At 46.4% G+C, this 25,570-nt stretch carries 24 protein-coding genes; 9 read left to right on the top strand and 15 right to left on the bottom strand.

Annotation, left to right across the window (positions count from 1 at the left end; all coding sequences use genetic code 11):
- Positions 1 to 118 precede the first annotated feature (118 nt).
- Positions 119 to 2,776 carry an alpha-amylase family glycosyl hydrolase gene (locus NL647_RS08010; protein WP_253649962.1) on the bottom strand — a complete coding sequence of 886 codons (2,658 nt, stop codon included), beginning with the start codon at positions 2,774 to 2,776 and terminating at the stop codon, positions 119 to 121.
- 129 nt (positions 2,777 to 2,905) lie between these two features.
- Entirely contained in the window at positions 2,906 to 4,342 is a 1,437-nt protein-coding gene (locus NL647_RS08005; RefSeq protein WP_253649961.1) for a helix-turn-helix domain-containing protein, read from the bottom strand.
- A gap of 195 nt (positions 4,343 to 4,537) precedes the next feature.
- Between NL647_RS08005 and NL647_RS08000 the strand changes: the two genes are divergently transcribed.
- Together NL647_RS08000 and NL647_RS07995 are read left to right on the top strand one after the other, a co-directional pair.
- Entirely contained in the window at positions 4,538 to 5,191 is a 654-nt protein-coding gene (locus NL647_RS08000; protein ID WP_020195370.1) for an oxygen-insensitive NAD(P)H-dependent nitroreductase NfsB, read from the top strand.
- A 5-nt stretch (positions 5,192 to 5,196) separates the two neighbouring features.
- Positions 5,197 to 5,487 (top strand): putative quinol monooxygenase, encoded by a 291-nt coding sequence (locus tag NL647_RS07995; RefSeq protein WP_020195369.1) that lies wholly within the window; start codon positions 5,197 to 5,199, stop codon positions 5,485 to 5,487.
- Here NL647_RS07995 and NL647_RS07990 read toward each other — a convergent pair.
- Positions 5,484 to 6,413 (bottom strand): LysR family transcriptional regulator, encoded by a 930-nt coding sequence (locus NL647_RS07990; protein WP_253649960.1) that lies wholly within the window; start codon positions 6,411 to 6,413, stop codon positions 5,484 to 5,486. The two genes, NL647_RS07995 and NL647_RS07990, sit on opposite strands and share 4 nt — an antisense overlap.
- 132 nt (positions 6,414 to 6,545) lie before the next feature.
- Between NL647_RS07990 and NL647_RS07985 the strand changes: the two genes are divergently transcribed.
- Entirely contained in the window at positions 6,546 to 6,764 is a 219-nt protein-coding gene (locus tag NL647_RS07985; protein ID WP_005436214.1) for a VF530 family DNA-binding protein, read from the top strand.
- 679 nt (positions 6,765 to 7,443) lie between these two features.
- Here the strand turns inward: NL647_RS07985 and NL647_RS07980 are convergent.
- Positions 7,444 to 7,896: a thioesterase family protein gene (locus NL647_RS07980; RefSeq protein WP_005453229.1), complete on the bottom strand. Its 453-nt coding sequence runs from the start codon at positions 7,894 to 7,896 to the stop codon at positions 7,444 to 7,446.
- Positions 7,897 to 8,105: 209 nt separating this feature from the next.
- On the opposite strand from NL647_RS07980, the gene NL647_RS07975 reads away from it, so the two are divergent.
- The 3 genes from NL647_RS07975 (at position 8,106) to NL647_RS07965 (ending at position 10,395) form a co-directional block, all read left to right on the top strand.
- On the top strand, positions 8,106 to 8,870 hold the full coding sequence (locus tag NL647_RS07975; RefSeq protein ID WP_009697988.1) for a ferredoxin--NADP reductase: 765 nt from the start codon (positions 8,106 to 8,108) through the stop codon (positions 8,868 to 8,870).
- Between the two features lie 118 nt (positions 8,871 to 8,988).
- Complete coding sequence (locus NL647_RS07970) at positions 8,989 to 9,432, top strand: RDD family protein (RefSeq protein WP_009697987.1); 444 nt, start codon at positions 8,989 to 8,991, stop codon at positions 9,430 to 9,432.
- Positions 9,433 to 9,558: 126 nt separating this feature from the next.
- Positions 9,559 to 10,395: an outer membrane beta-barrel protein gene (locus tag NL647_RS07965; RefSeq protein ID WP_005453224.1), complete on the top strand. Its 837-nt coding sequence runs from the start codon at positions 9,559 to 9,561 to the stop codon at positions 10,393 to 10,395.
- Positions 10,396 to 10,458: 63 nt separating this feature from the next.
- On the opposite strand, the gene NL647_RS07960 is transcribed toward NL647_RS07965, so the two are convergent.
- The 8 genes from NL647_RS07960 to NL647_RS07925 form a co-directional block, all read right to left on the bottom strand.
- The gene (locus tag NL647_RS07960) at positions 10,459 to 11,130 is read right to left on the bottom strand and encodes a DUF2057 domain-containing protein (protein ID WP_005453222.1); all 672 of its coding nucleotides are present in this window, start codon (positions 11,128 to 11,130) and stop codon (positions 10,459 to 10,461) included.
- Between the two features lie 193 nt (positions 11,131 to 11,323).
- Positions 11,324 to 12,469 (bottom strand): AI-2E family transporter, encoded by a 1,146-nt coding sequence (locus tag NL647_RS07955; RefSeq protein ID WP_005453220.1) that lies wholly within the window; start codon positions 12,467 to 12,469, stop codon positions 11,324 to 11,326.
- Complete coding sequence (locus NL647_RS07950; protein ID WP_253649959.1) at positions 12,462 to 13,148, bottom strand: potassium channel family protein; 687 nt, start codon at positions 13,146 to 13,148, stop codon at positions 12,462 to 12,464. Before NL647_RS07950 ends, NL647_RS07955 begins: the two co-directional genes overlap by 8 nt.
- Positions 13,149 to 13,167: 19 nt before the next feature.
- Positions 13,168 to 14,055: an HlyD family secretion protein gene (locus NL647_RS07945; RefSeq protein WP_005453216.1), complete on the bottom strand. Its 888-nt coding sequence runs from the start codon at positions 14,053 to 14,055 to the stop codon at positions 13,168 to 13,170.
- 12 nt (positions 14,056 to 14,067) lie between these two features.
- A complete protein-coding gene (locus NL647_RS07940) occupies positions 14,068 to 14,271 on the bottom strand; it encodes a DUF1656 domain-containing protein (protein WP_005453214.1) in 204 nt (67 codons plus the stop codon).
- On the bottom strand, positions 14,271 to 15,956 hold the full coding sequence (locus tag NL647_RS07935; RefSeq protein WP_050926395.1) for a TolC family protein: 1,686 nt from the start codon (positions 15,954 to 15,956) through the stop codon (positions 14,271 to 14,273). The genes NL647_RS07940 and NL647_RS07935 overlap by 1 nt, the downstream gene beginning before the upstream one ends.
- A 10-nt stretch (positions 15,957 to 15,966) precedes the next feature.
- Complete coding sequence (locus tag NL647_RS07930) at positions 15,967 to 18,141, bottom strand: FUSC family protein (RefSeq protein ID WP_253649958.1); 2,175 nt, start codon at positions 18,139 to 18,141, stop codon at positions 15,967 to 15,969.
- Positions 18,142 to 18,533: 392 nt separating this feature from the next.
- Positions 18,534 to 19,403, bottom strand: coding sequence for a DMT family transporter (locus NL647_RS07925; protein WP_253649957.1), 870 nt, complete (start codon positions 19,401 to 19,403; stop codon positions 18,534 to 18,536).
- 202 nt (positions 19,404 to 19,605) lie between these two features.
- On the opposite strand from NL647_RS07925, the gene NL647_RS07920 reads away from it, so the two are divergent.
- Positions 19,606 to 20,484, top strand: coding sequence for a 6-carboxytetrahydropterin synthase (locus NL647_RS07920; RefSeq protein ID WP_005453207.1), 879 nt, complete (start codon positions 19,606 to 19,608; stop codon positions 20,482 to 20,484).
- Between the two features lie 61 nt (positions 20,485 to 20,545).
- Entirely contained in the window at positions 20,546 to 21,421 is an 876-nt protein-coding gene (locus NL647_RS07915; RefSeq protein WP_017189664.1) for an aspartoacylase, read from the top strand.
- Between the two features lie 8 nt (positions 21,422 to 21,429).
- On the opposite strand, the gene NL647_RS07910 is transcribed toward NL647_RS07915, so the two are convergent.
- Complete coding sequence (locus tag NL647_RS07910) at positions 21,430 to 22,347, bottom strand: LysR family transcriptional regulator (protein WP_050933958.1); 918 nt, start codon at positions 22,345 to 22,347, stop codon at positions 21,430 to 21,432.
- Between the two features lie 148 nt (positions 22,348 to 22,495).
- Here NL647_RS07910 and NL647_RS07905 point away from each other — a divergent pair, with 148 nt between their 5' ends.
- Positions 22,496 to 23,386: an alpha/beta hydrolase gene (locus tag NL647_RS07905; RefSeq protein ID WP_005453194.1), complete on the top strand. Its 891-nt coding sequence runs from the start codon at positions 22,496 to 22,498 to the stop codon at positions 23,384 to 23,386.
- 44 nt (positions 23,387 to 23,430) lie between these two features.
- On the opposite strand, the gene yidZ is transcribed toward NL647_RS07905, so the two are convergent.
- Together yidZ and NL647_RS07895 are read right to left on the bottom strand one after the other, a co-directional pair.
- Positions 23,431 to 24,402: an HTH-type transcriptional regulator YidZ gene (yidZ, locus tag NL647_RS07900; protein ID WP_253649956.1), complete on the bottom strand. Its 972-nt coding sequence runs from the start codon at positions 24,400 to 24,402 to the stop codon at positions 23,431 to 23,433.
- Positions 24,377 to 25,567 carry an MFS transporter gene (locus tag NL647_RS07895; RefSeq protein WP_009697977.1) on the bottom strand — a complete coding sequence of 397 codons (1,191 nt, stop codon included), beginning with the start codon at positions 25,565 to 25,567 and terminating at the stop codon, positions 24,377 to 24,379. The genes yidZ and NL647_RS07895 overlap by 26 nt, the downstream gene beginning before the upstream one ends.
- Positions 25,568 to 25,570 lie beyond the last annotated feature (3 nt).

The following is a 25,570-nucleotide window of genomic DNA, read 5'->3' as shown; positions in this document are numbered from 1 at the left end:
GCAAGTGCGAGTTTCGCAATAGTGATTTCAGAATTTCAGAATTTCAGAATTTCAAACAAAGAAAAGCAGCTCGAAGGTGAGCTGCTTTTTGCTTTCGCGTTTATTGTGGTTTCAGTGATTATTCAGACAGGGTGATGATTGGTAAGTCATCCCAAATCTTGCTCTCATCCGATGCGCCGCCAGAGAAGTTCCAAGGACCTTTGTCTTGTTCCAGTGGACGGTAAGTGGCAGACAATCCATCCAAGTCCCAAGTTGTCACATAGAATCGAATACCATCCAGTGAATCAGGTCGACCCAGCGCGTCACTCGCGAAGTCCATCGAAATGGTGTTGTTGGCTTTGTCTACCGTGACCATTGGTGCTGGTGTTACGGCTTCGCCCCATGTTGTCGCGTTTGCGCCTTGAGTGTTGTAAATGGAGCTTTGCCAGCCGAAGACCACAGCATTGCGACTCCATGTTCCGCTTGGCATAGAAGCGTTGATCTTAGGCAGTTCCGTTAGGTTGCTTGCTGCTTCTTCCGGTAAATCAATGAAGATGGTGAAACCAACGTGGTCAAAGCCGTTTGGCGGCAACCAAGTATCGGTGATCTTGTCCATGGTGAAGGTCAAGCGCACGTTACTGCCGACGGTAAATACCTCAGCTTTGTTGATTGCGAGTTGGCTGTTGTCTTTATCGAACGTTGGATCCGTTGGTAGCGAGTAGTTACCGTTAGGACCGCCCATGCCATCTTGCGCATCACCTGCGTCATCAATAGTGTCGTCTGGCGTGTTCGACCAGCTTAAGTCCGACACAAAGTTTACATCTTCAATGCCCGCTTTTTTCTCAGTGGAGTAAATCGCGAAGCGGTGTTGCTGTTCGCCAATCGCAAAGTGTCGGGTAGATAAAGTCACGCTGAACTGACCGTCAGCACCTACGGTAATGGCTTGTGCTGTTTCCAGATTACCGTCCACGACAAGGTTCAATTTCTCGTTTGCGTTAGCAGTACCAGTAATCACGATGTCATCAGTGATGGTTTGTCCTTCCCAATCCTGTGCCAGTTGGATGTTGAGATCTGGGGTATCTACCGATTGTGTGTCGTTAGTTTTCGAGTAAATTACGGCAGATTTGGCTGGTAGCTCAAGGGTTACGTGACCGTTTTCATCTGCGATTAACTGCTCCGGAGCGTCTGCCCAATTCGACATGATTTGTTGTTGGAAGACGGTGCCGCCCGCTTGCTCTACATCGAGTTGGTTCATCAACATCGGGGAATTCGATGTGTTCATTACCACCAAGACTTCGTCGTTATCCAACGTTCGGGTAAAGGCGAACACACCGGCGCCAGCTTTATCGCTGCCAATCACTTTCATTTCGCCGCGAGTCATGACTTTGTTTTCGGTACGTAACTTAGCAAGCTCTTGGATGAACAAGTACATCTCGCTGTTTTGGTCGAATGAATCTACGTAGTCACCGTCTTCACGGTAACCGCCAGCAAACATCGCATCGCGCGCTGCTGACATCGCCTGTTCTGTACCTTGGTAAATCACAGGAATGCCCGGTACCGCCATCATGGTAATCAGCGCTTGCTTCATATCGTTGACACTGCCTTGCGATAGAAAACGCGGCATATCGTGGTTATCAATGAAGTTCGGCATGATGTATGGATTCGGGAACATCTCCATCATTTTCTCAAGGCGGAAGCGTAAGTAATCGGTCGGTTGTCCTGCTGCAAACACGCGCGTCATGGTAGCTTGCAATGGGAAGTTCAGCACCGAGGTTAACTGTTCTGGTGAGCCGCTTTCGCCGATGTAACTTAGCATCTTCTCTTCGCCTTCGGTGTTGTAAGGCGTAGATGTTTCGAAGACTTCACCAAAGGTCAGGAAGTTATCGCGACCAGTATCAACCGCTTGAGTCATCACACCGTCGTCGGCATGTAGGAAGTCGTTCCAGAAATCGTGCTCAACAAACTTCACGGTATCGATACGGAAACCGTCAACGCCCACTTCGCGGATCCATTTACGGTAGCTCTCTTTTAAATAAGCACGTACTTCAGGATCGGACGTATTCAGGTCATCCAGATCTGACAGTTGCCAGGTTTTTTCTTGGACGGGGTCGTTGTGGTCGGTGATGCTTGGTGTCCAGTGGTAAATGCCCGTGCCATCTTCTTTACATTCATTCATGTTGAGTGGATAAGGCAGTTCTTGCCCTGCTGGCAGCGCATTTTCAATCAAACGGAAACCTTGGCAAGGTAGGCTAGGGTCGTAATTGTATGGGTCATCGTAAGTGAAGAAGTTACCAACGTGGTTGGTCACGATGTCTTGAATCAAGAACATGTTACGAGCGTGCACTTCTCGCGCTAACGCTTGGTAGCTTTCCATGTCACCAAAGTGCTCATCCACTTTTTGGAAATCACGCGCCCAGTAGCCGTGGTAGCCGCCGTAGTTTTGTTCTGCGTCCCACCACTGGTTTGCCACTGGCGGCGTAATCCAGATAGAGGTTGCGCCTAGGTCTTCGATGTAGCCTAGCTTGTCACTAACACCAACAAGATCACCACCACTGAATTTCTTGTCTGAGGTAGGATCGTACTCATTCTGACCTTGATCGTTAAGCGTGTTGTCGCCGTCGTTAAAACGGTCGATCATCAAGAAGTAAATGATCTGGTCTTGCCAATCAGGAGATGCCACGTGGCTTCCTGTATCGGCTGGCGTAGTTTCATCGCTACCACAGCCAGAAAGAGCTAGGGCGATCGCTAGAGGGAGTATTTTTATTTTATTCAAAGGGTTAGGTAAGGTTTCAAACACGGTTTTTGTCTCCGTTATGCAGCAATGCGGAAACGATAAAACAAAGGTTTGAAATTGAGAGTGTCATTTCACGCCAAAAGAGACGTGAAATGATGTCACGAAGAGCTGAATTTGAACTGTGCTACATATTTAACTGAGTGGTTGCACAATTGGATATTGAATCGGGTAATGGTCTTTGGCTAACTCATTACCAGAATGATCATAGAGTCGGAATCGGCATTGTTTAACCGTTTGGGGTAGGGGCAGTTGCAGCGCCCAGCATGTGTAATCTTCTGCGTTCTGAGTCTGGCTCATTGCGTGCGGAGTTAGCTCGTCATCCGCGTAGCAATCGATCTTCGCCACGTCTTTTAATCCGCAGGCGAGTTCCACAAACAAGGTGTACAGAGTGCCGAGTTGGATCAGTTGTCTTGTCGGGACAATGTATTCTGTTGCGCCAATTAAAAGCCCTTTAGAAACCACGTAATCACGCTGGTGGTTGTTATCAATATAGCGCTCACCATCGACTTCATAACACAGTCTAAAGGTCAGTGGATGAGCAACAGGAAGCTCGGTTGTCGCCCATAGTTCGGTGCCATTATTCAAGAAACGCTCGAAGAAGGCAGGGTAGCGACGCCACGTGCCATCACGGTCTCGACACTCAACGGAGACCACTTTTTCAAACGCAATATTATCCACTTCCATCCAGATTTTACCGACGGGTTGGTCAATGTCGTTATCGGCTAAAGTATTCGCTTTGGCGTAGTACAAGCGGATGGGTTGGTTATTGAGATGAGTGCGGTTATCCAAACACTGCTGGCGATATTGCATTGGTGAAAACGGATACCAACGGCGAAAGGTTCTATGGAAGTTGGAAGGCTCTTCATAACCCAACTTATAAGCGATTTGCTGCGTTGTGAGTTGAGTGTCTGCAAGTAGGGCAAGTGCATGCTTTTTCTTGGCGAAGTCGACGCATTGCGAATAGCTCATTTGTTTTTCTTGCAGGCGACGTTGCAAGGTGCGCTTGGGTACGCCCAGTTGCAGTGCGGCTTGTTCTAGTTTCAGTGCGTAATTGCTGTTTTTGACGAACAGAGCATTAAGCACGCTTAGCAATTCTGGCTGTTCAATTGGCTGATGAGACAGCAGCAAATAAACATGTTTCACCAAGTCGAACACAACCGAGTTCTGTTTCGGGCTGCTGTCTTCTCCTAGTTCGAAATGAGCAGAATAAAGGTCATGGTTGTGAAGCTGAATGCGCACAGATGCACTCAAACCTATCTGTTCCAATTGCATCAGCAGCAAGTCATAAACCGATTCTGCCCAGCTTGGCATTTCGGTAGCTCTGCACTCTAGCCGCATCTGAACCTGGTTATCACTGTGTTCGAAAACAATGTACAAGCGACGGTCGAATAGCGAAACACTTTTGCTCCACCACAGCAAACCTTCACGTAGCGTCGGTGCCTCTTGCAACATCATACATTGCAAGGCAACCAGCTTTTCAATGTGCCAATATTCGCCAGCAATTCTTAGGTGATTATGCCCAAGTTTTTTGCAGAGAAAGGGAGTGATGATGTTGTCTTGAGGCAGCATGAAAGTGGTTCGATAACAGAGCAAAGGCGACATTATTGCTTAAACCAGGTGTTGCTTCAGTGAGAGTGCTCAAAGCTTGTTACATCGGCGATTTTCAAATTTATTTTGAAGATGTTTTTAACTGAAATCGGTTTTTCCCTGTAACTCATAAGGTTAAAGTGATAACCAGCATAAACTACTCGACTGGAGACCCCGATGGACATCGTTCAAGCTGCTAAATCCCGCTACTCAACCAAAGTCTTTGACCCAACTCGTAAGCTGCCGCAAGAAAAGATCGACGCAGTCAAAGAGCTGATTCGTTTTAGTCCATCGAGCGTGAACTCTCAGCCGTGGCACTTCATTCTGGCAAGCACAGAAGAGGGCAAGCAACGTATCGCAAAAGCAGCACAAGAGAACTACGCGTTCAACGCTGCGAAGATCTTGAATGCGTCACACGTGTTGGTGTTCTGTGCCAAAACGGGCATCGATAACGACTACATCGAAGCGCTATTGGCGCAGGAAGAAAAAGACGGTCGATTCCCAACCGAAGAGGCAAGAGCAGCGGTACGTGGCGGTCGTAGTTACTTTGTAAACATGCACCGTTTTGACCTAAAAGATGCTAATCATTGGATGGAGAAACAGGTTTACCTCAACGTGGGTACATTGTTGCTGGGTGCTTCAACGCTAGAAATTGATGCGGTGCCAATCGAGGGTTTTGACCCGAAAGTGTTGGATGAAGAATTTGGTCTACGTGAAAAAGGCTACACTGGTGTTGTGATTGTGCCGCTTGGCTACCACGCGGAAGATGACTTCAATGCTAAGACGCCTAAGTCACGCTGGGAAGCAGAAACTGTATTTACTGAGATTTAATCAAGATGATCCATTTAGTTGCAGAAATTAAAGCCTACCCAGATAGTATCGACAACGTAACCAACTTACTTTCTGGTCTACTAGAACCTTCTCGTGAAGAAGACGGTTGTTGCCAATACGAACTGTATTTGGATCAAAAGATCGAAGGCTTGTTTATGTTCCAAGAAATTTGGGCATCGCAAGAAGCGTTAGATAAGCACCTACAAAGCCCACATATCGCACAGTTTATCTCGACGCTAGAAGATAACGATTGGGTTGAATATTCTCAGATTCGCCCAATGACGTTTGTCGGCTAACCTTCTGAGCAGAATGTTGCCAGCGCTTTCTTACGTTGCTGGCAGCATTTTTCATGAATGAATTCACGGAAAGTACGAATGGTTGGCGTCAGCAAACGACGATCGGCGCACACCATGTATAGCGGTACCGGACCACAATCCCACTCAGGCAATACTCTTACTAATCTTCCCTCAATCAAATCTTGGCTGATGTCCATCAGTGATTTGTTGGCGATGCCTTTGCCTTTGATTGCTAAGCGATGGGATAAGTCACTGTCGTTGCTAAGTAGCTTGCCACTCACAACAACCTGTTCTGTTTCGTCACCGCGAGTCAGCGTCCATTTGTTGTAAACCGAATCCGCCACCATGTAACACAAACAGTTGTGTTGGTTTAGATCTTCCGGTTTGGTCAGCACAGGATTATTTGCGACGTATTCTGGAGAGGCACACAGGATTCGCTCATTTGCGCCACACAATGCCAATACGACGAGGTTAGAGTCAGCAGGTTCACCGTAGCGAATCGCGATGTCGACGGGTTTGGTGTACATATCAGTCAAGCTATCAGACAGCTCTAACTTGATAGAGACGTTCGGGTAAACATCAATAAATTCATCAACCCAATCAAGCAGCATGTTGCGACCAAAATCAGATGGCGCAGTGATGTGCAGCTGACCTGATAACTCGCCCCGCGCGCTTGAGATCTGATCTAACCCCTCTTGAAGCATTGCGAGCGCTTGGGTGGTTTTATCTAAGAACAATTCGCCTTCCGACGTTAAGCGAAGGCTGCGAGTGGAGCGCACAAACAGCGGAAAGCCTATTTGTCCCTCAAGACGTTTGATCGATGCACTGATGGCTGCTGGTGTCATGTCCATGCTGTTGGCGGCTTTCGAAAAACTGCCTTGGCGTGCGGTTTCGACAAAGATATTCAGATCGTTGAGGGCTTTCATAATGAAAAGGGCTTTTAAGAAGTTTGGGCTACTATAGGGGAGAGTCGCAGGGCAATTCAAGGTTAAAACATTAGGTTGCACGGCGAGTTTGAGTTAGATTAGCGCGCAACTTCACTTTACCGGATCAATAGCATGAGCCAACAGCAGCCGAATAACCCACTTCACGGGTTGAGTTTAGAGAAAATCCTTACCCGTTTAGTTGAGCACTTTGGGTGGAACGGAATGCATGAGCGCGTTCGTGTGAACTGCTTTAAGAAAGATCCTTCAATCAAATCGTCGTTGAAGTTCCTGCGCAAAACGCAGTGGGCAAGAGATAAAGTAGAAGCGCTGTACATCGAGACGTTCTGCTAATTGGATTTGGTGCACGTTTAAAAGAGAGATTCCGGATGGCTCGCTTAGGCTCTTCCGGAATGATGTCTGAGCTTGTATTGTAGGGTGAACACCCAAGCGAGAACCGCCATTCTGAACAGCGAGGAACGAGCGTGATTCAGAATCTACTCTCAGAATATATTGAGTTTATTCATTGCTTTATGGTTTGCAGCAAACGGTAAGTAGATTCTTAGTCTCGCCTTGGCTCGCTAGAATGACACAGCTTTTCTTATAGCATAGGCTGGAATAGTTCCTCTGCGTCATTCCCGATAGCGACGAAGGAGCGCAGTAGGGGATCTCTGTTGTGATGTTTAAAGCGAGATTCCGGATGGCTCGCTTAGGCTCGTCCGGAATGACGTTTGACCCTGTATTGTAGGGCAGAGAACCGTCATTCTGAACCGCGAGGAACGAGCGTGATTCAGAATCTACTCTCAGATTATATTGAGTTTATTCATTGCGCTATGGTTTGCAGCAAGCGGTAAGTAGATTCTTAGTCTCGCCTTGGCTCGCTAGAATGACACAACTTTTTACCGTGTAGGCTGGAAGGACACAGCTTTTCTCATCGCATAGGCTGGAAGAGTTCCTCTGCGTCATTCCCGATAGCGACGAAGGAGCGCAGTCGGGAATGTCGATTCTAATCTCTCGCTTCTTGCCTCTTTTCTCACTCCAAATGATGCGTACTGCCCACGGTGCCTTCCAAGTCTAAAATCGACTGGCGGACGTGGTCTGGAATTGCAGCTTTCACGTTGTTCTTAAAATCAAACATCACACCAGTAGCCGTCGCGATGGTCGCAATCTTGCCCCACTTCTTACTCAGCACTTGGTATTCCATCGTGATGCGATCTTCTTGCATGTCGATTACGCGTGAGCCAATCAAAAGCGTATCTGGAAACGTAACGGGTAGCTTATAGCGGCATTGGGTTTCACTTAGAACCGGACCGATGTGAGACGTCTGCAGATCTACCAACAGATTAATCTTGTTGAAGTAGTCCAAACGCGCAGTTTCGAAGTAACGAAAATACACCGCATTATTGACGTGTTGGAGGGCATCCATCTCTCCCCAAGCGACTTTGATTTCCGTAATCACTGGGAATTCTTTTAATAAAGTATCCATTACTCATGTTCCTTTTTCATCGACGTTGCCGCAATTTACCAAGCGACTTATCACTTTGAGTATTTATTCTAGATGGAACTGATTAAGATGTAATAAAATTGTATGCAAAATGTGAAATGAATTAGATGCTTATTTTTGTAAACTAAAAACTTTACATAGTCAGTTGTGAGGCGTAGGTTTAAGTAAGCGTAACCAAAAGGAGATGTCCAATGACAGAACTGAAAGGTTTCAATCTTGCCAAAGTAGAAAAACGAATCGACTGGACAGGTGAGCTGTTCAGTTTACGAGTTTCCGGTGCGCCTCTCTCCTTCAAAGCCGGACAATTTACCAAACTCGCCTTGCTCGACGAACAGGGCAATCCCATTAGCCGTGCATACTCGGTGGTGAATGCGCCCAGTGAGCAGTTCGAATGGCTCGAATTCTTAGTCGTCGCGAACCCAGAAGGGCAACTGACGCCAAGGCTGCAACAGCTTCAAACTGGCGATAGCATTTATGTTGGAGAAACGGCTCATGGCGATCTTATCCACGATACCATTCCCAAACACGCAAACGATCTATGGTTGCTTTCTACGGGCACAGGCATTGGTCCATTTCTCTCTTTGTTAGACGACATCAATCTACTTCCACACAGCGATCACATTGTGCTGGTGCATGGTGTGCGTTACGAAAGAGATTTAGTTTACAAATACCTGATTGAGCAGCTCCAACAGCGATATGAAGGTCGTCTGCGTTATGTGCCGATTGTCAGCCGTGAGAGTATTCCGGGTAAGCTTCAAGGCCGCATTCCAGAGTTGATTGCGTCGGGAGAGCTTGTTAATCGTGCTGACTTGCCGTTTTCTAAACAAAGCAGTTTTGTGATGATGTGTGGTAACCCAGAGATGATCAAAGATACCTCTCCAGTACTGCAAGGTTTAGGCTTAGAGAAGTATCGTGCCCGAACAGGTGGCAATATCATTTACGAGAGATATTGGTGAGGTTTGATTGATATTTGACCATCTCAGTTCTGAGAGAGGGTCACAAATATGGCTTCTCACAATTGAGCGCCTTACAACCCATCCCTAGAATGCATCAGCTTGCATTTCAGGGGGAAGTATGTGGTGCTCAATTGCCGATAGAAGGCGAAGATTTATTGGTGGTTTCATCGATCTGATGATCGTGACTGGTTTAGTGCTTACAATCGCTTTGACCATCAATTCTGTTGTAAATGGCTTCGAACTTTCTTTGAGTGAAAACCTTCAATTAGTTAAGGACACAAAAGCAAGCTACGTGCTAACCATTCCTATGTTGATGATGGCGAATTGGAATTTTCTCCGTGAGGGACAAACTGTTGGGATGCGTTTGGTTAGGATCAAAGTGGTGATGAAGAACGGTCACGACACGACGAAAGTGACCACGTCTTTACGATTGTGTATGAGCTATTTGATTGAAATGCTTATCCCGTTTACACCATTGGTCAACCTTGCTCTATTTTTATTTCACCCTGAGCGTCGTTTGTTACACGATTTGCTTTCAGGTACCAAAGTGGTGAATTGCTAACTCAACTGCTGATTTGACGTTGAATGATCAGTTTCATGCAGAGTTGCGATCGAATCGTCTTTCCATATCTCTCTTCCTACGACTACACTTACTTCAAACATAAATTCAATCGCTTAGGACTCAAGGATGATGAACAAAGCTGGTTGGACAGTGTGCCTCGCTACTCTCATTTCTTCCGGCGTTGTTGCTGGAGAGTGGGAGATTGAAGCGGGGGGATTTTTCTCTCGCACTGACACCAAACTTAACGCCTACGACCCTTACCTCGACCAAATACGTACCATTGATTTCGAATCTGATCTCGATTTGAAAGAGTTTACCGTGCTGCCTTATGTTGAAGTGGAGTATTACTTCAATAAAAAACATAGCGTGTATCTTGATTGGCGTAGTTTGCACCGTGAGGCAACCCGCACAGCGGTAACCAAACCTTTTGAAATTACCGTTGATGGCACCACTTATGCGGTTCAAGCTGGCTCTAAGCTGACCACAGAACTGAACATTGATATTGCACGCCTAGGTTACGGTTATCAGTTTTACACCAGTGATAAATGGGCGGTGGATGTATTGGCGGGGCTGCACGTGATGTGGCTGTCATTAGGTTTAGATGGCAAGCTTGGCGCAAAAGTGAGTGGGGTGGATGAAATTCCAGTAATGTTTGTTGATGATGCGGTTTTAAATGATGTTACTGCCCCTTTGCCTGATTTGGGGATTCGAGCAGAGTATTCACTGACGCAAGACTGGATTTTAAAAAGCCACGCACAGGTGTTCTATTTAGCTGTGGATGATATAGAAGGCTATTTGTTTGAAGTGGACATTGGCGCAAAGTACTTCTTTACCGACCAATTCAGCATGACGGGTTCATTTAACTATTACGAAGTAGGGGTTGATTACGAAAGCGACAATTCTGCGCTCGATGTTACCTACCGATTCTATGGTCCAATGCTGACCATGGCGTACAAATTCTGAATTAAAAAAGCCACACAGGAGTGTGGCTTTTTGTATTGAATATTTCGTCTACCAGACAACGAGCTATTGCTTGTTGATGTAGTCTTTAAAGCGCGCTTGTGTCTCAGCGTCTGCTTTTTGGTACCAGAAGTGCAGCATTTCTTCAGCCGTTGAATCTGCTTTCATCGTCGCAGGCTTAGTTTGCTTCATGTCTGATGGAATTGCTGCTGGAAGCGTTACAGGCTGAACGACCGCTGCAGTTGCAACGCCGATTGCCGCTACACCGCCTGCTTTATTGTAGTCTTCCACTTCGCGAACGTAGTCACGACCAATTTGCATACCTGGTTTGATTAGCTTGTCTTGCTCTACCGCAATTGCATTGCCTGAAGCATCAACCAGTTTCCAATCTAGGTCTTTGATTCTTTCTTCTGCTTGGCGAAGGTCACGGTATTCAGGAAGCTGGAACGCTAGCTCAGCATCGGTTGCGTCGAAACGAGCTACGATAACGTCACTCTCAACACTTAGGCGATCATTGCCTTGGCTGAAGTAAGGTGCGTAGCGGAAAACAACTTGGTTTACACCGTCAGGCAGAGTGAATGATCTTTCAGAAGCAAAAAAGCCACCAGATAGTTTTACTTTTTCACCGTTAGCCGCATAGATTGAAACGTCGTCAGGAACGGTTACCGTCACATCCGCGAATGCCATGCCACTCATTGCCAAAGCAAGCGCGCAAGTTAAAGGCTTGATCAATTTCATTGTTTTTATCCTAAGCACTGTCATTAGTGGTCATCGAGATTGCATTGTTCATTGTCTGATTGCAACTCTCGAATGTTAGAAGATTGAAAATTTAACAAGAACGTCATTTTAATCTGATTCCAAGCGATGAAACTGTGAGCTAAATAGCTCAAACCGCTGCAAAGACAGCGGTTTGTTTCAAATGCTTGCAAGGTTAGATACCAGCGCCGTGACCAGATTCCGCTTGCGACGCTTCTTTCTCTTCGATGACCGCTTCTTCTTGCTGTTGTGCTTTCTCTATGCTCAACCACCATACGAATAGCTCATACCAAATCGCTAGGATAACGGCACCTAAGAACAGACCAACGATGCCGTAGAAGAGCATGCCGCCAATGGCACCAAGTAGAATCACAGGCATCGGTACGTCAACACCGCGTCCCATTAGCATCGGCTTGAACAGGTTCTCTGACAATGCCGCAACCACAACCCACACAGTAAACATAGTCGCAGTGCTGGTGTCTTGGGTCATGTACATGTAGCCAATTACAGGCAGTACGGCAAGCAGTGCAGGAAGCTGTGCGATACACAGGATCATCAGAATAAGTGTGAGTAGACCTGCAGCAGGTACGCCGAAGATGAAGAAACCTGCACCAATCAATAGCGCTTGAATCGCAGCGACACCAACCACGCCAAGCAACACACTCTTAATGGTTGCGGCGATAAGTGTTGTCCAGCTCTTGGCGTTGTCGCCAGCGGTGCGAACGGCAATGGTGCTAAGACCTGATGCCAAGGACTCTGAGTAAGTCATAAAGCCAGCAGCAATCGCAAGCGATAGGATAGAAAGAAGCAGACTACCCAAAGCACCGCCTACCATGCCAAGTAGAGACGTTAAGCCTGACTTGATTTGTGGCATAAAGGTTTGAATTGCTTTCTCTAAGTTTGTCGCGAACAGCGTCCATACTTCATAAAGCTTGTCACCGACAAGTGGCCAATCAGCAACAGAAGGTTTTGGACCAGGGATTTTGATGTCGCCATTTTGCAATACTTCTAGTGCGTGCGTTGCGCCATCAACAATGGAGCCTGATACCATCACTAGAGGCGTGACCAGTAGGGCGATACCCAACAACGCAATTGTCGTTGCAGCGAGACCTCGTTTACCACCATACACTCTTTCTAGTTTTTTACAGATTGGCATCAATGCAACCGCGATGATCGCACCCCAAATCACAGGAAGAATGAAAGGTTTGATAATGTCATACGTAAACATCAGCAAGACTAAGATCAAGCCGATACGTATCGCAGATTCCACCATATTACTGATGAAAATCTTACTCTCTGTTTTTTCCGATTGTTTATCCATTTTTGTTTACCTGATGTTCAATGTTGGAACTGACGAGACTTGAAACAACAATCGCCATATAAAACACGCCTACAATGGCCTCTAAATACACAACGACTTGTGCCAATGGTGTTAGAGGGCTGATGTCGCCGTAACCTAACGTGGTTAAGGTGACGAAACTGAAATACGCTGCATTAGAGAAGTTCTGACCCCAAGAGATGGCTTCCATCCCGGTGAATGAGTTTGGAGAGAACTCAAGAAGGATGAGATAGGCAATTGCCCACATCAGTCCCAGCAGCAAAAATAGGGCAACCGAACCAATGACTTTGTTGGTGTTCACATGCCCAGTGAACAGAATCTGTCTTGCGATGGATTTGAATGTCCCGAAGAAGAAGGCGAAGGTGAGGGCGAGCATCACCACGTCCATTTCTTTGATACCGAGAGCGGCTTTAATACCAATCACCAATACCCAAGTACCGAGCAAGGTATAAAGAAAACGTGACCAGTTTTTGTCAAAGCGTAAGCTCGCCATACAGACGATAAAAGTGATGATGGTGAACCCTTGTAACAGGTGTTCCATCGCTCCTTCTCCTACAACCTGTACAAACGCACCGCCAATTAAGAGCCCGACTAACGCTAGGGTCAGATAGAAGAAGTTGTTTTCTTCATTGATGTTTTTGAGTTTTTTTCCGATAGCCATGGTTATGTCTGTTTAACTCCTATTCTTGCTCTTGTGATGAGTCCTTCATCACCATGATGGAAGCAGAAAGACCAAAGCGTAGGTCGACGCCTTCTGGTAATTCATGCAATGACACGCGAACGGGAATGCGTTGGGCTAAGCGAATCCACTGGAATACAGGGTTCACATTAGGGAGAAGGTTGTAGCCAACGGTGCCGTCTTTAGGGGCGATACCCCAACCGATGGAGTCCACCGTAGCGTCGATAGGTGTGTCTGGGTGAGACATCAAGGTGACACGAGCTTCATTGCCCGGAGCAATTTGAGCCAATTGGTTTTCGCGGAAGAAGCCAAAGACCCAGAAGCTGTTTTTGTCGATAAGTGCCACTAACGGCTGGTTTGCAACCGCTTGTGTACCGTCACGGATATCTAGGTTCGATACAAAGCCATCAACCGATGCGTACACTTTGGTGTAACCAAGGTTCAGGCGCGCAGACTTAAGCTGTTCTTCTGCTGATTTGATTTGCAGTAACGATTCTTCGTAGGTGATTTCGCGACGAATGAGATCTTTGTGAGAAACTGCGCCCCGGTCTTTGGCTCGGATGTCTTTTAAACGATCGTATTCGATCTTTTTACCGCGTGAACTGACGATGGCTTTCTCTAACGCCACTTCTGCTTGTGATAGGGCAACGTCGTAAGTGGTTGGATCGATCTCAAACAGCAGATCGCCTTTCTTCACTTCTTGGTTGTCCATCACGGCAACATGAACGATAGGACCAGATACACGAGGTGCAACCTTGATAACGTTCGCACGTACCTGACCATCGCGGGTCCATGGGTTATTAAAATACTCTTCGAACTTCTGATAGCCGAACCACGCCGCGCCACCAAGAATGACAAGATTGAGTGCAATAACGAGTAGTTTTTTCATCTTGTTGGGCACCTAAAACTGTATATAAAAACTGTCGATGGCCACCACGTAAAACACCATGATGGCAATGAATGTCAGAGACGGAAATGCAATGAAGCGTGACAAGCGTGTCTTGTTCAAGATGATCACCGTTATCCATGTGGCAGTGACGGCAAGAATCAGCACCAGTAACAAGGGAGAAAAGTAAACGTCCCCCCAAGAGAGTTCGTGTGGCATTACTGCACCTCCCCATCTTGCTCGGAACTATTTTTCTGGGTACTTAGTTGCTCGGCACTGTCTGCTTGCGCTTTGTCTGAAGATGGCTCGATGCGAATTGGTGGCAGAACACGTTCTTCTTCATCCAGCAAACCATCCCAATCGCTGCGGTCTTGCATCTGTTTGGCGACGGTTTCAGATAAAAATGGTTTACCTGTTTGAGCCTCCCATCCACCGCCGAGCGCTTTGTAAAGTGCCACAACTTGGTTTGCGACGTTACCTTTGATGGTGGCGTAGCTGTCTTCTGCGCGAGTCATCTTTTCTACTGAATTCAGAAGACGCTCAAAGGAAATCTGACCGTTTTCGTACTGCGTCATCGATATATTGAACGCGCGAATCGACGAATTGACCGATTGCAGACGCAGCGATTTTTGCTCCAAATACAAGTCATAAGCTTCCAGTGCATTAGTCACTTCATTAACCGCTTGCAGCACCTTCTTGTTGTAGTTGGTCAGCGTTTCTTGAAACTTCGCATCTTCAAATCGAATGTTGTTTTTCACTCGTCCGTATTGGAAGATATTCCAACTGAACGTTGGACCTACCACCATGGTTAGCGAGTCACTGAAACTGAAGCTGCTGCCATCTGGAACCGTGCTATCGATACCTATAGAGCCGAACAGAGAGAAGCTTGGGTACAAGGCTGTTTCGGCAACGCCAATCTGAGCACTCTGAGCACGAGCTTGCATTTCTGATACTTGAAGATCAGGTCGACGCATCACCAAATTTGCATCCACTTTGTTATCCAGTAGAGGTGGGCGAGGTACGATGGAGCGTTCGTCGTTGCCTGATAGTGCGGGTTTTCTGCCTGAGGATTTAAACTGGTTTTCGTAATCCGCCATCCGCTGAGCAAAGCCATCAGATTGCAACAGCTTTTCAACGTCTTCTGGCAGCACACCCAACAGCAATGCTAATGCAGTGCGCGACTGCTTCATTGCAATTTCAAGCGAAGGTTGCGCCGCTTTAGTATTGAAGAGCTGGTTTTTCGCTTGCTGAACGTCGAGCTCGGTTACGTTACCAGAATCAAATTGCACCTGAGTAATATTCACTACGCGCTCTTGGATCTCGATGTTTCGACGAGAGAGTAAAATACGCTCTTGGAACGTGCGGTAGTTGATGTAGTTGCGTGCCACTTCCGCAGTGATGGTCACCATGATGTCGTGGTAAGACGCAATCGACGCATAGTAGCCAGCTTCAGCAGATTCAATGCCACGCGCGTATTTGCCCCAGATGTCCATTTCCCACCCTGCATCAAAGGACAGCGCGGCGTTATTTACACCTTGGTCGTTCACATAAGCTCTGGCTAAGTTACCGGAGACAGTTTGCACTTGTGGGTATTGCAATCCTGTGGAGATGCCCAATAGCGAACGTGCTTGGACTATGCGCAAACCCGCCGCCTCAAGATCGAGGTTTTGTTGGCTCGCCATCTCAACCAGTTGGTTCAGTGTTGGATCGTTGAACTGCTGCCACCACTGCTGCAGTTTTTGCTCGGATTGCTGTGTGTCTTGCGCCGCTTTTTCTAATGACCAATCACTTGGTAAGGCGGTTTGCTCTGGATGGACGTAATCCGGACCCAAAGTCGTACACGCACTCAATCCGAGTACAGAGAGTATGGCGAGGCTAGGTTTAGTTAGTTTTAGAAGCATCATATCCTCACCTTTAAAACCGCTTCTGACGTAAGTTCACCCAATCGATATCCTCGTAGGTTTGCTTGCATTGGTTTATTGCTTCGAACACGTTCCGTTTTAAATTCAGCAAGATATAAAAACCGGCTATCTCTGAATAAGCGTAGTCAGATAAATCCAACTCACTAAAGAATTCTTCCAGTTTATTTTCAAAGGATTGGTAATCTTGGCTGTATTGTTCGAACACAGAATTGAGCTCGTCGGTCGTCTGATGGCTTGCTAGTGCGCCAGCCATCAGAGGTAATATGGAATCGGTATGCTTGCTGCGTAACTGTTTGATAAGTCGGTTACTTAACAGCTTTTGTTCGGCAGCAATCAAAATGTTGACGTGGTTACTTAGGGCATTGCATGACTTGCTGAATGCGCCGATGGCCGATGGCGGCGTTTTATCAAATAACTTGTGGTTGATCTTTGAGCTCCAAACCATCAGTTTTTTGGAAGAGACGTTTAGTGTCACCAAATGCAAAGAACGTTTCAGCTTTTTAAAAGAGGACTCGGATTGTTGGTGATAGCTAGCAAATAGGTCACCAACATGCCTGAAATACCGCTCTTTCAGCGTTAAGAACAAATGCTCCGGACGTGAACTGAAAGGGAAGTAATGAGCGAAAATGATCATGAACACCACCATGTAGAACAAGGTCATGATCGTCATTAGGATGCCAAAGTGATAGGTCATATTGTTGTCGAGACCGAGCACGAACAAGCCAATCATATAGAAGATGGTCACCGGTCCTTTGAATAGATAGAAACCGATAAAGGTATAGATAAAGATGAACAAGCCCAGTTCGGCACCTAGCTCTAAACCCGGCAAAATAAAGACGTACGAAGGCACTGCAAATAGGAAGCCAAACGTAAACAAAATCAGCAACATGAATGGGTGAACAGGTACAAACGACAGCAGTGACATAAAGATGGTTGAGAAGGTAACAAACGAGTAGCCACCTGGCGGGTTGAAATAAATCCAAATTAACCCTGCCACCCAGTAGGTGGTGAAGGTTTTCACTGCGGTTTTGAAGTTCTCAGCATCCCACCAAAGGAACTTACTCTTCTGCTTCGGCAATTCTTGCTTAAACGACACATTGTTGATCACAGAATCAATACAGCTAATGCTCTCAGCTAAGCGAGACAAGCTTTGGTGCATGAGTTTAAGTAAGTGACCAAGTGTGAGTGCTGAGCCTTTCACAAGGTGAGACGCGTCTGCCAGCGCAGCTTGGTTGTATTCGATGTTTAATTCTTGAGCTCGGTAAGCCGCTCCCTCGTTGTCCCACATCTCTTGACTGATCTTGAACAGTTGTTGGATTTCTTGAGTCGCTTGATCAAAGTTGTTGATACAGCTTCGGTCTTGCTGGTGGCTAAAGTGACTATGTGCAGCCACGCTAAGCTCTTGAGTGATTTGCTTATTGAAGTGGACCGCGAGTTGCCACTCTTTCATATAGGCCGAGACATCACTGCACTCGACACTGACGGTTGCAAAGCGTTGTTCTAGCGCGTTTTGTGCGGCGAATACTTTTTCTAACAACTCATCGATGGTTGGTGACGGTGCTTCATCGTTTTCAGTCGCTTCCGCATTGGTGACCACATCCTGTTGTAGCGCTGTTTTTTGTTCGAAGTTTTGCAAAATGGCATTAAACAACGCTTGTTGAGCTTGATTCAGTTGCTCAATGAGTTGACGCAGATTTTGCTCTGTTTTGGTCGGCCATAGGAATGTGCCCACCAAGGTGTAAAGCACTACACCAAAGATCGTCATGTACGCGCGATCAACGCCATACATGAATGCGCCTTCTGCATCTCCACCATTCGACATCATTAAGACCATTACGCCAGTTAAGGCAAGTAAGGTTGGGTCTTTTTGGTACGCGTTGCGGAAATAGAAAATAAAGGAAACAACGACAGAAACGCTGAGCATATACAGCAAGCGATCTTGGGCAAACATACCGACGAGCAACAAACCGATTACCGCACCTACCAAAGTACCCAGCACACGCAATGTGCCTTTGGCGAGAGACTCACGTCGACTACCGGTAGAAGCGATTAACATGACTGTCGTAGCCGCGGTAGATGCTTGCGGCCAACCCATTGCAAACGGGATCAGATAAGCCAGAGTTAGGCTAAGCGCTACTTTTGTGGCGAATTTGATTTTCTCGTTCATAGTGTCAACGTTAGCTCAGGCTTATACTTGTAAGTGGATGAATTTATTCAATCAATAATCAGAATTTCGTTCTGAAAAAATTGCGGACGCGGAATATAGCGATTGAAATGAAGAGGTTTGTAAATCCTTTGTCAAAACCCAATCGGACTGAAAAGCCTAAATCGTTCTTCGAGCCCCGTTGCTCATAGCGTGGGAGGAAAAACGACCAAGAAAACGTTTAACTAGAAAGTCTCATTACTGATACAGTTTTGCAGGAATTATCAAACCAAATTTCTATTCAAGGCTCATCGCCAGCATGTTAGGTCTTGCTCACTTCCAAATTATTGTGAAAACAAGTGCCTAACAAAAAGCATAGATGATGAGGAATAAGTTGAGAGGGAAGTTTTTGTTTTTTACTGGCTTGTAGATGTGGTTTTGGATTTTTGGGAGCGAGATAAAAAGACCAATGCAATGCCGCCAAGAATGATAGCACTGGTTATTAACGAATGTAGGGTCAGGGCTTCACCTAACAATATGCTACCTAAAATCAGAGCGATGGCAGGAACAGAAAGCTGGCTAACCGCTGCTTGTAACAGAGATAACTTTTGCATTACCTGATACCAAAGTACATAACCAAAACCTGAGGCGATGGCACCCGATGCAATGGCTAATAATGTACCTTTTAAGGTTACTTGAATTGAATCTAATAACAGTGGGGAAAGTAAGAGTCCTATGATGGAAGCGGTAATGAACCCCCAAGTAATCCCACTGCTCGGAGTTGGGGCGTGTTTACCTAGAGCGGTGAAGCCTGCCCAGCAAACACCGGAAAGTACCATCAATACAGCAGACCAGACATCTGGTCGAGTTGCCGATGGCAGCATGAGCCAAGCAAACCCCGCTAACGACACCGCAATGCCTAACACTTCGAGCGATTTAAAGCGCTGCCCTTGCCACCAATAAAGGGCGAGTAAGGTCAGCTGTACAGCACCAAAAAGTAACAAGGCTCCGGTTCCAGCTGCTAGTTTTATATAGGCGAAAGAAAACAGGGCGGCATATCCAAATAAGGCTACTCCTGCAAACAGACTGAATTTGGTTGTCGGTAGCTGGCTGCGAAAGTTTCCTCTCAGAAGTAGGATGGCAACTAAGGTGACTGCACCAGAGAGTAAACGGATAAGGGTGAAGCTGCCCGCGTCTATGAGACCTGCTGCTAATGCTAAGCGACACAGCAGTGAATTGGCAGCAAACGCCAACATAGCAATCGCGGTCAGTAAAAATGTCGACATTCCTTATCCTCAATCCTAAGCAAGATACGCAGTGTAGCGCCAAACATAAGAAGCTAATTAGTTGATAAAGTGATTAGTTATAGCTGAAAACGCACACTCATGGTGCATTGAGATATCGAAGTCTTGCCAAATTGAGTGAAAATAGTAATTGTTATAACATAACAATTTGGTTCGGTAATAAATACAGAATGAGGAATTCGGGTTGAATCTATTTGTTAATGATCTCACGGTTATTGATGCATCGTATTTGTGTGAAAAACGAGGCATGGTCGGCGAGAGCTGGATTCTGGATGTCGTAATGCATGGCGATCTCAATGAGATGAGCATGGTGCTGGATTTCTCGAAAGTGAAGAAGCAAATCAAACAATTGGTCGATCAATATGTTGATCACCGTTTGCTTGTTCCCGTAGATAATGACGCGGTGGAAACCACAAGTATTCAATCAGGCTATTCCCAAGTCGACCTTATGCGTGGTGAAAAGGGCATTCATCTACATTGTCCGGATGAAGCCTTTTGCTTTGTTGATGCTAAAGAAATCTCAATAGAAAGCGTGACGAAACACATTCACCATGTTCTACAAGGTCATCTACCGAGTAATGTGGCATCGATTGATGTGACCTTGCGTCATGAAAAACTCGATGGCGCTTACTATCACTACACCCACGGTTTAAAAAAACATGATGGTAATTGTCAGCGTATCGCACACGGACATCGTTCACCGATCCAAATCCTAGTGGATGGGCAGCGTGATATCGAACGCGAGCACGCTTTTGCACAGCGTTGGCAAGATATCTATCTCGCCTCCATCGAAGACTTAGTTGAAGTTGAGCATTTAGAGTTGAGTGAACACGCTAATGGCAGCAGTAGCGATACCCACTTTGGCTTTCGTTACACCACTTCTCAAGGGGACTTCCAGTTAGCGATTGCACACAGTGAAACCGAAGTGCTGAACACGGATACAACGGTGGAACTTCTTGCCGTATTTATCGCTAATGAAATTGCTCCTTCATTAAATGAGGGGCAGTCACTGCAAATTATCGCCTATGAAGGTGTGGGAAAAGGAGCGATGGCGTTTCGCTAAGAGGGCGCTGCTCAATCTCAATTAAAACTCACTTTTACTCAATATTTGGAATATCACTTTTATGGACAAACTTAATCGTGTTCTACTCGTGGCAGGTACGCATGGTAACGAGCTTTCTGGCATTTATCTTCAAAAGCTCATCAAAGATCGCCTCTATGTTGCTGACCGTTCGACGTTCAATACTCAGTGTGTGCTTGGCAACCCTGAAGCGGTAAAGCAAAACGTTCGTTATGTGGAGACCGATCTCAACCGTGAATTTGCCTTGGCGAATCAATCATCGCCTGCGACTCAGCAAGAAACTGAAATCGCGCAGCAATTCACGCAAGTACATGCTCACCAAGAGAATCAATTGATCATCGATCTGCACAACACCACCAGTAACATGGGTGCGACCTTGATTTTGGTTTCTAATGACGTGTTCTATCGCAAGATGGGGGCGTATGTGAAGCAACGCATGCCAGAAGCCAACATCTTGTTTGAAGACAGAAAAGCGTGGGATGACCAACCTTATTTGTGCACCACCGGGCAGCATGGCGTGATGATCGAAGTTGGAGCTCAAGCACATGGTTCACTGAAGTACGACACTCTAGAGCTAATGAAGAAGATGCTGACCATGGTGCTCGATTACCTTGAACAGCATAACCTTGGTCGAGTTGGTGAGTTGAATGACTACGACGCGTATTTTTACACCGAAGAAGTCATGATCCCTGTCGACCACGATGGTATGCGTGTCGCGACAGTACATCCTATGATCTGTGGACGAGATTTCGAGGTAGTCAAACCGGGCGAACCACTACTCGCGACCTTCTTTGGTTACGATATTTTCTGGGAAGGCAAACAGGATATCTATCCGCATTTCATCAACGAGAGTGCGTACAGCAAAGCCAATATCGCTATGGCACTTGCTGAGAAAAAATGCGTTCGCACGAGTGATTGAAACCGAGCTTAGCTTGAATGTTCGCCCTCAATTCTGAACTGTTTATAGTGTTCTTCGAATCGGTCGCTTATCCAGTCCATAAGCATTTTGACTCTTGGTAGTTGATATTTGACTGGCGGACAGACGAGCGAAAGTAAGGTTTTTTCTGACCATTCCGGGAGCACCTCGATAAGTCTTCCGGATGCCAAATCAGCATGGCAGTACACATCGGTTAGTCGCGTTACCCCTAGTCCAGAAAGCGCCGCATGCCGCATGGTCCTGCCAGTAGCCGCTTTAATACCTTGCCCTACGTTGATAACGCGCTGCTCTTTATGATTCTTCATGATCCAATGATCAACACTGCCATGAATCAAAGGCAAGGCTTTAAGATCCTCTGGGACGAGGATGTTCGGGTGTCGTTCCAGAAAATCTGGACTTGCGACATAGTGCGTGCGAAGTGTGGTGAGTCGGCGCGCGATGAGAGTGGAGTCTGGCATTTCGCCGACTCGGAGGACTAAGTCGTAGCTATCTTCAATGAGATCAACGCGATGTTTTGAGAAATCGAGCTCTACTTCTACGTTCGGGTAGGCGGATTGAAAACTCATCACCAATGGTGCAATGAGCTCTTCGCCAATCGGCCCTCCGACAGAATTCATGTGGATCCGACCCTTAATTTCGCTGGTGGTTTGCTGTGCCCACTCTGCGGCGGCATCCAGTTGTAGCATTGCTTCTTTGCACTTGCGAAAGTAGCCATCGCCAATTTCAGTAAGGCGAAGCTGACGTGTGGTTCTATAAAGCAATTGGACACCTAGCGAGGACTCTAATTCACTCACGAGCTGACTCACGTTTGCCTTTGATGCGCCCATCGCTTCGGCTGCGGAGGTAAAGCTTCCACATTCCGCCACATAAATAAACGCTCGAATACCTCGCCAAGATAGATTGTTCATGTAAACCTAACAGTGTTTTCATAATGCCTATATATATCTGAATAATAGCGCTCCTTATACTGGTTTAAAAGAGAGGAGCAGAGTACAAATGTTTGTGAATGCTCGTCTCTATCGTCTAAAAAACCGTTAACCATAGAGAGTGAATCGAGTGACAGTAACAAGATATGAGGCTTCATTTTTCAGCAATGGCAACCGACTTGCAGCGGAAATTCATCGTCCATCCGTAGTGGAGAATCCTTTACCCGCGGTTTTGATTGCAGCGCCACAGGCGGGTGTGAAAGAGCAGACGGTAAGAATCTACGCCGAGAAAATTGCTGCTAAGGGATTTGTGGTATTAACGTTTGACCATGCCAGTTTTGGCGCGAGTGAAGGTGCACCAAGATTTCATGAGAACCCATACAGTAAAGCGGAAGATTGCCGCAATGGGGTCACTTATTTACGTTCTTTAACGTATGTGAACAACGAGCAAATCCATGGGTTAGGTGTTTGTTCTGGCGGCGGGTATTTAGCTCACGCCGTTGCGACAGATAGACGCGTAAAATCACTTGCGACGGTGAGTGCTTACTTTGACCACCGAGGTTTTTATCACAACGTAATTGGTCGAGAGGGTTTGTTAGATTTACTGCTTAAAGGTAATGAAGCGAGAGAACGTTATCTTGCTACTGGGCAGATTGATTTTCTGCCTCATGCACCAACTGAAGACAGTGAGGAAATGCCACGTCTGTTTAGAGAGTTCTACCAGTACTACATGACAGAGCGCGGAGCAAAAGGCTTATACGAAAGCAAGTTTTTGCCTTGGTCTTATGAGACGTTGGCTAACTTTTCTGCGTTGGATATTGCTGCAAACCTGACACCGACACCACTGCTGATGATTGTCGGTACAGAAGCGGATTCCGCATACGAAAGTGAGCAAATGTTTGATGCGGCTTCGCAGCCTAAACAATTGATTAGAATTGAAGGTGCGAATCACATTGGGCTCTATGACGAAGACGAATACGTTGATCAAGCTGTTGAGCAGATCATTGAGTTTTTTAGCTAATCACAACATTAGAAGAAAAAGGGGCGAGAATATCGCCCTTTTTGCTATTTATCGATGTCACTGGAACAACCATAAAGTGACTTAATGGTATTTCGTAACCACACCAGTTTTGGGTTGTACGCATTACGTTTGTGCCAAATCATGGTGAACGGGATCAGCAGTTTATCTTGTTGAGTTTGTTCCAATGGAATGGGTAGGCACATCAAATCTGGATGTAGCTTCTTGGTGTAACTTTCACAGTATTGCGGTGCGGTGGTCAGCATATTGTGGTGTGGCTGTGCGGCCATAAATAGAGACTGCTCAAAGCTCGACATGGTTAAGCCAATTGAGCGCTGTAAGCCCAGTTCACTCAATACTTCATCCAATGCCCATGTTTCACTCTTTTCCCAAACAATATTGATGTGTTGATAGCTCAAAAAGGTCTCAAGATTCCATTCCTGCTTCAAAGCAGGGTGATCTTTGTGCAGGTACACCATAGGTAGGTCTGAGAACAGCACTTCAAAATCGAGGAAGTAAGGAAGCAGGTCGAGTGACTCTTTTGAGCGGGGATGGCTCTCTCTTCCGGTAAAGCCGATGTCTGCTTCTCCACGCACAATCGCATCGAGTGAATCATAATCCCAGTTGCTGGTTTTGACTTTAGCATCCGGGTAACGTTGGTGGATTGCGATAAGAAGCTCATCAAGAATCGTCAGCACTAACGGGGATTCAATGGTCAGATCAAAGCGTACGCCTTTTGGTGCTATATCGCTGCGTTTCTCCGCAATTTGGCTGCCAATTTGTAGCCATTCTGCCAGATCTTGCTCCATGCTTTGTGCTAACGGAGTCGGCGCTAATCCTTTCGGTGTTTTGACAAACAGAGGATCATCAAACCAGTCACGAAGCTTATTGAGCGATTTACTTACCGTTGACGGCGTAACGTTTAATTTCTTCGACGCTTTGGAAACACTCTGCTCTTGCAGCAGCAATTGCAGAGTGAACAATAAGTTGAGATCAAGACGGACTAGTGATTTCTTCATAGTGGCTTTCATGAGCAGGCTTAGGAATAAATAGTATTAGAGCCAAGCTGATTACGCCACCTATTGCTAAGATAAACACCAACATATTCAGCGCATTAACGCCAATCAATCCCATGAACCAGATGTAGATCGCAGAGCAACACACTTGAGCGATGCCCAGCAATGAGCTTGCTACACCTGCACGTTGAGAGAATGGGCTGAGCGCTTGACTCATGGCCACGCCAAAGCCAATCGAGAAGCCAGCGCAAATCAGCCCAAATCCGAATAAGTAAAATGGGATTCCCCATTGGTCTAGATGCGCAAAACCAATCACCATCGCAGCACTGACAAGCACGGTTTGCGACGTCAGCATCAGTGTACGTTGTTTAAAATAAGACAAAGCCAATGGCGCAGAAAAAGAGGTGAGCATACTGACGAGTGCCGTGCCTGCCATGACAGAAGAATAGCCACCACGATCAAAACCAAGTTCGCCCATCACCAGCATTGGAGAGACATTCACGTAGGTAAGAATGGTGGTCACGCCAATGGCAGTAATGATGAGTCGGCTAATAAAAAAGCGCTCACAGAAGGTTTCTTGGTTAGAAGCTGAAGCGGCGCTTTGTTGTGGTATTACGTTAGGTTTTGATTCTTTGAGCACCAAGGTTGAAAGCAAACAAACCACCACACCCATGCCTGCCATTGTGGTGAACAGGCTTGGCCAAGGGAATTTGAGCATAATGAGATGGCCAACAACGGGGGCGATGACAGGAATGATGCAGGTAATGCCGTTGAGCATAGATAGTACCTTCGCGCGACGTTTGTCATCCAACGTGTCGCGAAGAATGGCAAAAGCAACCACATAGCAAGAGCCAGCTCCAATACCTTGGGTAAATCGAGCAATTAAAAACGCCTCGGACTGCTCAGCCATGCTACCAAGTAGTGATGCTGCAATGAAGATCGCAGCGCCAACCATAGCAACAGGTTTTCGACCAATGGAGTCGGCGATCTTTCCTGCAAACAACATAGTCGTTGCCATACCGGCAAGGTAGATAGAGAACGCAATGTGTAACTGTGATTCACTGGCGTTTAAATCCGCGGCAATTTGAGGCAAACCTACAAGGTAAAGATCAATCGCGGTAGGATAGAGTAATACAAGGGAAAAACTACAAAGCAAAAAACGGAACATGGC

This window comes from Vibrio sp. Y29_XK_CS5 (assembly GCF_024181835.1).
In the GTDB taxonomy this organism is placed as follows: domain Bacteria; phylum Pseudomonadota; class Gammaproteobacteria; order Enterobacterales; family Vibrionaceae; genus Vibrio; species Vibrio harveyi.
Note: the sequence above shows the minus strand (reverse complement) of the source record. Positions and strands in the feature narration are given on the sequence as shown.

Bases quoted from the DNA above. Each gene is read 5' to 3' on its own strand.
- NL647_RS07935 (WP_050926395.1), bottom strand. From the start codon at position 15,956: ATGATGCTTCTAAAACTAACTAAACCTAGCCTCGCCATACTCTCTGTA.
- NL647_RS07940 (WP_005453214.1), bottom strand. From the start codon at position 14,271: ATGCCACACGAACTCTCTTGGGGGGACGTTTACTTTTCTCCCTTGTTA.
- NL647_RS07975 (WP_009697988.1), top strand. From the start codon at position 8,106: ATGACAGAACTGAAAGGTTTCAATCTTGCCAAAGTAGAAAAACGAATC.
- NL647_RS07970 (WP_009697987.1), top strand. From the start codon at position 8,989: ATGTGGTGCTCAATTGCCGATAGAAGGCGAAGATTTATTGGTGGTTTC.
- NL647_RS07980 (WP_005453229.1), bottom strand. From the start codon at position 7,896: ATGGATACTTTATTAAAAGAATTCCCAGTGATTACGGAAATCAAAGTC.
- NL647_RS07990 (WP_253649960.1), bottom strand. From the start codon at position 6,413: ATGAAAGCCCTCAACGATCTGAATATCTTTGTCGAAACCGCACGCCAA.
- NL647_RS07955 (WP_005453220.1), bottom strand. From the start codon at position 12,469: ATGGATAAACAATCGGAAAAAACAGAGAGTAAGATTTTCATCAGTAAT.
- NL647_RS07895 (WP_009697977.1), bottom strand. From the start codon at position 25,567: ATGTTCCGTTTTTTGCTTTGTAGTTTTTCCCTTGTATTACTCTATCCT.
- yidZ (WP_253649956.1), bottom strand. From the start codon at position 24,402: ATGAAGAAATCACTAGTCCGTCTTGATCTCAACTTATTGTTCACTCTG.
- NL647_RS07960 (WP_005453222.1), bottom strand. From the start codon at position 11,130: ATGAAATTGATCAAGCCTTTAACTTGCGCGCTTGCTTTGGCAATGAGT.
- NL647_RS07995 (WP_020195369.1), top strand. From the start codon at position 5,197: ATGATCCATTTAGTTGCAGAAATTAAAGCCTACCCAGATAGTATCGAC.
- NL647_RS07985 (WP_005436214.1), top strand. From the start codon at position 6,546: ATGAGCCAACAGCAGCCGAATAACCCACTTCACGGGTTGAGTTTAGAG.
- NL647_RS07915 (WP_017189664.1), top strand. From the start codon at position 20,546: ATGGACAAACTTAATCGTGTTCTACTCGTGGCAGGTACGCATGGTAAC.
- NL647_RS08000 (WP_020195370.1), top strand. From the start codon at position 4,538: ATGGACATCGTTCAAGCTGCTAAATCCCGCTACTCAACCAAAGTCTTT.
- NL647_RS07965 (WP_005453224.1), top strand. From the start codon at position 9,559: ATGATGAACAAAGCTGGTTGGACAGTGTGCCTCGCTACTCTCATTTCT.
- NL647_RS08005 (WP_253649961.1), bottom strand. From the start codon at position 4,342: ATGCTGCCTCAAGACAACATCATCACTCCCTTTCTCTGCAAAAAACTT.
- NL647_RS07930 (WP_253649958.1), bottom strand. From the start codon at position 18,141: ATGAACGAGAAAATCAAATTCGCCACAAAAGTAGCGCTTAGCCTAACT.
- NL647_RS07950 (WP_253649959.1), bottom strand. From the start codon at position 13,148: ATGGCTATCGGAAAAAAACTCAAAAACATCAATGAAGAAAACAACTTC.
- NL647_RS07910 (WP_050933958.1), bottom strand. From the start codon at position 22,347: ATGAACAATCTATCTTGGCGAGGTATTCGAGCGTTTATTTATGTGGCG.
- NL647_RS07945 (WP_005453216.1), bottom strand. From the start codon at position 14,055: ATGAAAAAACTACTCGTTATTGCACTCAATCTTGTCATTCTTGGTGGC.
- NL647_RS07925 (WP_253649957.1), bottom strand. From the start codon at position 19,403: ATGTCGACATTTTTACTGACCGCGATTGCTATGTTGGCGTTTGCTGCC.